Here is a 6,374-nt window from a genome sequence, read left to right on the forward strand (position 1 = left end):
GGAACTTCCCCGGCAGCTTCGGGTCGAACTACACCACGATCATGTCCGACAGCACGAACAACCTGTTCGAGGCCGTGCAGGTCTACAAGCTGCAGGGCCAGACCCGCTACCTGATGATCGTCGAGGCCATCGGCTCGCAGGGCCGCTACTTCCGCTCGTTCACCGCCACCAGCCTGAACGGCTCGTGGACCCCGCAGGCGGCCACCGAGTCCAACCCGTTCGCCGGCAAGGTCAACAGCGGCGCGACGTGGACCAACGACATCAGCCACGGTGAACTGATCCGCACCACCGCGGACCAGACCTTCACCGTCGACCCCTGCAACCTCCAACTGCTCTACCAGGGCCGATCCCCCAACTCCGGCGGCGACTACGGCCTCCTGCCCTACCGCCCCGGACTGCTCACGCTTCAGCGCTGAGCGCGTACCCCCGAGGTGTGGAGAGCCCGGCCCGCGACCACGCGGGCCGGGCTCTCCGGCGTCTCGCCCGATCGTTGCCCTGGAGGCAACGACGGTGGCCCGGTCCGTCGTTGATCGGACCCGCGCCGCCCGGGAGGGTGGAGTTGTCACCACCTCCCGGACGAAGGGTTGAGCAGATGTCCTTCCAGGCATACCTCGACGCGATCGAGAACAAGACCGGCAAGACCCCGCGCGCCCTGGTCGACCAGGCCCGGGAGCGTGGCTACGACGCCGCCGACGTGAAGGCCGGCGTGATCGTCGGCTGGCTCAAGGACGAGTACGGCCTCGGCCGGGGACACGCGATGGCCCTGGTCCACGTGATCAGGAACGGGCCGAAGATCAGCGCCAAGCACGTCGGCTCCACCGGCTCGCACCGCGACGACAGCGACACGCTGTGGCTGGACGGCAAGGCCGCCCGAGCCGCCGCGTAGCGGGGCGTGGACAGCGACGCCTATCGTTCGCGGCATGGGAGCGATCAAGCCGTGGCACCTGTTCATCCTGACGCTCTGCTGCCTGCTGCCGCTCATCGCTGCGGTGGCGGGGGTGGTGTGGACGCGGCGACGCCGCCGCTGACCCGTCACCGGCCGGCGACGAACTCCTCCACCGCCGTGCAGACCCGCCCCAGCGCCTCGGCCGAGGCCGCCAACGGCCCGGGCACCATCATCGAGTGGTCGGCGTCGGCGACCTCCACCACGTACGGGGTGAGCCGGCGCGCCACCGCCCCGTCCCAGACCGGGTCGGCGGTGCCGCCGGCCAGCAGGAACGGCGCGGTGGCCCGGGCCAGCGGCTCCCGTACCGCGGGGTCGGTCAGCAACGGCGTCAGCCAGACCGCCGGAATGCCCCGGTCAGCGGCGAGCGGCGCGGCGAAACTACCGAGCGACTTGCCCACGAGCAGATCCACCCCGGCGTCGAGGACCGGATCCAACTGCTCGGCGACCCACTCCGGCGCGGCGTCGTGGCGCAGATCGCCGATCGACCGCCAGGTCACCTCGTGCACCTCGAAACCGCGCCGGCGCAACGCCTCCCCGAGGTAGACGAACAGCGGCCCCCGGGTGTCGTAGCCCCGTCCCGGAGCGAGTACCGCGCGTCGATCCGCCATGGCCGCCTACCTCTCGTTCGATCGATGCGTCACGCTAGCCGCCGCACGGGCTTCCGGTGGCCCCGCGGCCTCACAACCGTTCCGGGGTACGGATGCCGAGCAGGTCCAGGCCCTGCCGCAGCACCCGCCCGGTCAGCTCGCACAACACGAGCCGGCTCTCGCGTACCGGCCCGTCTGCCCGCAACACCGGGCAGCGCTCGTAGAACGCGCTGAACGCGACAGCCAGCCGGTGCAGGTAGGCGGTCAGGCGGTGGAACTCCAGGCTGCCCGCCACCTCCTCGACCACAGCGGCGAAACCGACCAGTTCCATCGCGAGCGCCCGCTCGGCCGGCTCGGCGAGCGAGACGTCCGCGTCCGGCCGCGCCGCCGCGCCGGCCCGCCGGAAGATCGACCGGACCCGGGAGTACGCGTACTGGAGGTACGGCGCGGTGTTCCCGTCCAGCGACAGCATCCGCTCCCAGTCCAGCACGTAGTCCTTGTGCCGGTCCCCGGACAGGTCGGCGTACTTGATCGCGCCGATGCCCACCGCGCGCCCCACCTCGGCGGCCTCCGCCTCGCCCAGCTCCGGGTTGCGTTCCCGGGCCAGCGCGGTGGCCCGCTCCACAGCCTCGGTGAGCAGCCCGACCAGCTTCACCGACCCGCCGGCCCGGCTGCGCAGCATCCGCCCGTCCGGGCCGAGGATCGAGCCGAACCCGACGTGCTCGGCCCGCACCGGCGCGGCCAGCCAGCCGGCCTGCGCGCCGACCGCGAACACCATCTCGAAGTGCCGCCGTTGCGGCAGCCCGACCACGTAGAGCAGCCGGGTCGCGCCGAGCGTGCCGGTCCGGTGCCGCAGCGCGGCCAGATCGGTGGCCGGATAGCCGAACCCGCCGTCGGACTTGCGCACGATCAGCGGCAACGGCTCGCCGTCACGGCCCACCGATCCGGGCGGGAACACGCAGTCCGCGCCCTCGCTGCGCCGCAGCAGTCCGAGCCGGTCCAGTTCCTCGACAGTCGGCGCGAGCTGGTCGTGGTAGCTGCTCTCGCCCTGGAAGTCATCGCCGGTCAGCGTCACGTCGAGCAGGTCGTACACGGTCAGGAAGTAGCTCTCCGACTGCGTCACCAGCAGCCGCCACAGCCGCAGCGTCGCCGGGTCGCCGCCCTGCAACGCCACCACCCGCCGCCGTGACCGTTCCTGGAACGCCGGGTCGTCGTCGAACTTCGCCCGCGCCGCCTTGTAGAACCCGTCCAGGTCACCCATCGACAGCTCCTGCGCCGCCCCGGCCTCGCCCAGGTCGAGCAGGTGCTCGATGAGCATGCCGAACGGCGTGCCCCAGTCGCCGAGGTGGTTGGCGCGCAGCACCCGGTGCCCGAGCCACTCCAGCGTCCGGGCCGCCGCGTCCCCGATCACCGTCGACCGCAGGTGCCCGACGTGCATCTCCTTCGCCACGTTCGGCGCCGAGTAGTCGACCACCACCGTCTCCGGTTCGGCCACCGGCGGCACGCCGAGCCGCGGGTCGGCGGCCAGCGCGGACACCAGCCCGCCGAGCGCGTGGTCGGCCACCGTCAGGTTCAGGAAACCCGGACCGGACACCTCGACCGACGCGCAGACGTCGGCCAGCGCCGCGCGCTCCCGTACCTCCGCGGCGATCTCCCGCGGCGGCCGGCTGAGCCGCCGGGCCAGGCCCAGCGCCGCGTCGGACTGGAAGTCCGCGTGCTGGGAGCGCCGCACGGCCGGGTCAACCGGCACGCCGGCCACCGCCGCGAACGCCGGCGCCAGCCGGTCGGTGAGCAACCTTTCAAGATCCATGGGTACGCCGATCTCGCTGTGGATCCGCCGCGCGGATCACCTGACGGGAACGCGACGGCGGAGCGAGAACGGTCGATGGCGACCGGCGGCTCGATCCGCCGGTCGCAGGAGGGAAGGCTCAGCGCAGGCGGTCGCGGGACCGCCGGCGTCGCAGCGCGCCGAGCCGGACGTCGGAGGACGTCATCGGGTACGCGTGCGAACTGGCCATGTCGGCAGCGTAACCGGCCGGCCCGGGGCGTGCGCAAGCGCGTACCCCGGGCCGGTCTGTCGTCAGGCCGAGGTGGCGACGGCCTTGCGGTAGCGCTCGGCCCGGCGCCGCACCTGGGCGTACGCGCTGCTCAGGCCCATCGCCCGGCGGACCTCGACGAGCGTGCGGCGCACCTCGACGCGGGTCCGCTCGGTGCCGGTGACGATCAGCTCGTCGACCAGGCCGGGCTGCGCCTCGAACCGGGCCCGGCGCTCCCGGATCGGGTCGAGGAACCGGTTGAGCGCCGTCGCCAGCGCCTCCTTGACCTCGACGTCACCGACCCGCCCGGCCCGGTAGCGGTCCTTGAACTCCGCCACCTGCGCCCGGTCCGGGTTGAAGATGTCGTGGTACTCGAAGACCGGGTTCCCCTCGACGGTGCCGGGCACGTCGGCGCGGACCCGGTTCGGGTCGGTGTACATCCCCATCACCTTGCGGCGCACCGTCGCCGCGTCGTCGGAGAGCGCGATCGCGTTCCCCTTGCTCTTGCTCATCTTCCCGGCGCCGTCCGTGCCGACCAGCGTGGGCGTCTCCGACATCAACATGTCGGGCACCGGGAAGACCTCGCCGTAGAGATGGTTGAACCGCCGGGCGATCTCCCGCGTCACCTCGACGTGCGCGGCGTTGTCCTTCCCGACCGGCACGACCTGCCCCTTCACGCAGAGGATGTCGGCGGCCTGGAGGACGGGGTAGCCGAGCAGGCCGTACGGCATTTCGTCCTTGCCGGCGTCCCGGGTCATCTCCTTCAGCGACGGCACCCGTTCCAGCCGGGGCACCGTGATCAGGTTCTGGAACAGCGTGTTCAGGTCGCCGACCTCGGGGATCGCCGACTGGAGGTAGAACGTGGCCCGCTCCGGCTCCACCCCGGCGGCCAGGATGTCGGTGACCATCTCGCGGGCGTTGTGCGCCACCTGCTCGATGTCCGCGCGGCTGTTGCGAGTGGTGAGCATGTGCAGGTCGGCGATGATGAAGAAGCTCTCGTAGCGCTGGTGCAGCCGCACCCGGTTGGCGATGCTGCCCACGTAGTGGCCGAGGTGCAGCCGCCCGGTCGGGCGGTCTCCGGTGAGCATGCGTGCAGAGGACATGGTCGTACGCCTTTCGTGCCGGTCGCTGGCGGGGAGAAGCGACCCGGGTGTCACCCGGGTCGGTGGAGCGGGCTCGTCAGAACGAGCGCCGCCATCGCCCGCCGGCGCGGAATCGGAGTCCGCCGGCACGGAGTACGTCGAGGATCTGCTCCCGGCCGTCGACAGCGTGGCCCGGAAGACCGCTACGGGTCTCCGGGAGGCAGCTGCGCGGCCGGACCATGCCTGACACGGTAACCGCTCACCGGTCTGCGCCGCTGCCTCCTGCCGCGCTTACTGCTGTCGATAGCTCTCGGAGTAGTAGCTGCCGACCCGCTCCCGGTACTCCGGGTGCGCGAAGTGGTCGCTGTCGAACGCGGGCGACTCCTTCACCTGGTCGCGGGTGCGGTCCACGTGCACCACGCGGTCCAGGTGGTCGACCCGGGCCACGGTGCCGGCCGGCAGCAGCACCTTCTTCCCGAAGATCCACGGCCCGGTGTCCACCACCAGGTAGCGCGCGTCGGCGTCCTCGTTCGCCTCGTCGATCGACCCGATCCGGCCGTCAGTCGCCTCCACCCGGTAGCCGGTGAGGTCGAGCGGCGTACCGGGACCGGGGGCGTCGAGCTGGTCGTCGGTGTCCGCGGCGCGCTGCCGCGGTACGTCTCCGGGCCGGGTCTGGTCGTACCCACCCGCCAGGGCGGACGGGTCCCGCCAGGCCCAGGGGTTGAACGGCTGCATAGGTGGCACCTCCCGCGCATCGGCTCGACGCCGGGAACAGTGCCCCGGCGGCCACGCCGGAAACACGCTTCGCCGTCCCCGACGCCCTGACCTGCGGGTACGGCCCGCTGGCATACTGGCCGACCATGGTCCTGTCACGTGGTTGGTCACTGTTCCTGGTCGCCGTCGGAGTGTGGACCTGGGCGATCTGGCCGAGGTTCGCGGTCGCCATCTGGAACGACGAGCGCGCCTGGTCTGCCGGCGTCGTCGGCGAGGGCAGTCCGACGGGCTTCCTCTGGGTGCACGCCCTGCTGATCGGCGCCTCTCTGGCGATCGGCACGACTGTCGGTGTCCTGGGCATCCGCGCCTACCGTGCCTCCCGCCGCCCTGCCCGCGTCGGACGGGTGTGACGCGCGCCGCTACCCACCGATTTGACGATCAAACCTGTGGCCGCGTAACTTTCTCTCTGCCAGCGCGGAACGGGGCAAACGGGACGAAAGTCCTGAAGCGCCGAACCGGGATTGGCGCCGGGTCCGAACGAGGTTCTCGCCTCCGCAGGACCTGGTCCGGGCGATGCTCGCCAAGATGCCGGAGGGCGGATTTGGCGGAGCAGAACCGACCGGGTAAGGTTGTCGACCGGCAGGGAACCGGGCGAGCTAGCGGGAGACCGCAGCGGCCGGCCTGCCAAATCCGATGATCAGACGCAGCGGGTGACTGCTGCGTGGGTTCAGCGGCGCCGACCCGTACGAAGCGTGACAGACCGGGACACACGGTTTGACACGGCAGAGACGGTGAGGTAACGTAGTAAAAGTGCCCGGCGCGAGAGCGGCGGGTGGTTGAACGAAATGCCCCGGCTGGGGGTTCTGCTGATGCGGGGCCTGGTGGTTGGTGTGTGGTTGTTCTTTGAGAACTCAACAGGGTGCTTGTAAAGCCAGTGCCAATTGTTTTATACCCCGGACTGGTGGCTGTTCTTTGGAATGGTTGCTGGTTGGGATTCCTTTGGCAACAC

The 6,374-nt window shown here is 71.1% G+C and carries 7 protein-coding genes; 3 read left to right on the plus strand and 4 right to left on the minus strand.

The window, feature by feature from the left end; all coding sequences use genetic code 11:
* Together DQE82_RS30380 and DQE82_RS30385 are read left to right on the plus strand one after the other, a co-directional pair.
* The coding region (locus DQE82_RS30380; RefSeq protein ID WP_255423947.1) for a non-reducing end alpha-L-arabinofuranosidase family hydrolase at positions 1-416 on the plus strand (416 nt) is incomplete at its 5' end.
* A gap of 176 nt (positions 417-592) precedes the next feature.
* Positions 593-886, plus strand: coding sequence for a DUF4287 domain-containing protein (locus DQE82_RS30385; protein ID WP_113974887.1), 294 nt, complete (start codon positions 593-595; stop codon positions 884-886).
* A 146-nt stretch (positions 887-1,032) separates the two neighbouring features.
* On the opposite strand, the gene DQE82_RS30390 is transcribed toward DQE82_RS30385, so the two are convergent.
* The 4 genes from DQE82_RS30390 to DQE82_RS30405 form a co-directional block, all read right to left on the minus strand.
* Positions 1,033-1,554 (minus strand): alpha/beta hydrolase, encoded by a 522-nt coding sequence (locus DQE82_RS30390; RefSeq protein WP_043327807.1) that lies wholly within the window; start codon positions 1,552-1,554, stop codon positions 1,033-1,035.
* A gap of 70 nt (positions 1,555-1,624) precedes the next feature.
* Entirely contained in the window at positions 1,625-3,343 is a 1,719-nt protein-coding gene (gene argS, locus DQE82_RS30395; protein ID WP_113974888.1) for an arginine--tRNA ligase, read from the minus strand.
* Positions 3,344-3,613: 270 nt separating this feature from the next.
* The gene (trpS, locus tag DQE82_RS30400; protein ID WP_064448821.1) at positions 3,614-4,672 is read right to left on the minus strand and encodes a tryptophan--tRNA ligase; all 1,059 of its coding nucleotides are present in this window, start codon (positions 4,670-4,672) and stop codon (positions 3,614-3,616) included.
* Positions 4,673-4,942: 270 nt separating this feature from the next.
* The gene (locus DQE82_RS30405) at positions 4,943-5,386 is read right to left on the minus strand and encodes a PRC-barrel domain-containing protein (RefSeq protein WP_064448820.1); all 444 of its coding nucleotides are present in this window, start codon (positions 5,384-5,386) and stop codon (positions 4,943-4,945) included.
* Positions 5,387-5,511: 125 nt separating this feature from the next.
* On the opposite strand from DQE82_RS30405, the gene DQE82_RS30410 reads away from it, so the two are divergent.
* Positions 5,512-5,775, plus strand: coding sequence for an SCO4848 family membrane protein (locus tag DQE82_RS30410; RefSeq protein WP_043327811.1), 264 nt, complete (start codon positions 5,512-5,514; stop codon positions 5,773-5,775).
* Positions 5,776-6,374 lie beyond the last annotated feature (599 nt).

The organism is Micromonospora sp. LHW51205 (assembly GCF_003315815.1).
Classification (GTDB): Bacteria; Actinomycetota; Actinomycetes; order Mycobacteriales; family Micromonosporaceae; genus Micromonospora; species Micromonospora chalcea.

Excerpts from the sequence above, each read along its gene's own strand:
- DQE82_RS30405 (WP_064448820.1), bottom strand. The coding sequence starts at position 5,386 with ATGCAGCCGTTCAACCCCTGGGCCTGGCGGGACCCGTCCGCCCTGGCG.
- DQE82_RS30385 (WP_113974887.1), top strand. The coding sequence starts at position 593 with ATGTCCTTCCAGGCATACCTCGACGCGATCGAGAACAAGACCGGCAAG.
- DQE82_RS30410 (WP_043327811.1), top strand. The coding sequence starts at position 5,512 with ATGGTCCTGTCACGTGGTTGGTCACTGTTCCTGGTCGCCGTCGGAGTG.
- trpS (WP_064448821.1), bottom strand. The coding sequence starts at position 4,672 with ATGTCCTCTGCACGCATGCTCACCGGAGACCGCCCGACCGGGCGGCTG.
- DQE82_RS30390 (WP_043327807.1), bottom strand. The coding sequence starts at position 1,554 with ATGGCGGATCGACGCGCGGTACTCGCTCCGGGACGGGGCTACGACACC.
- argS (WP_113974888.1), bottom strand. The coding sequence starts at position 3,343 with ATGGATCTTGAAAGGTTGCTCACCGACCGGCTGGCGCCGGCGTTCGCG.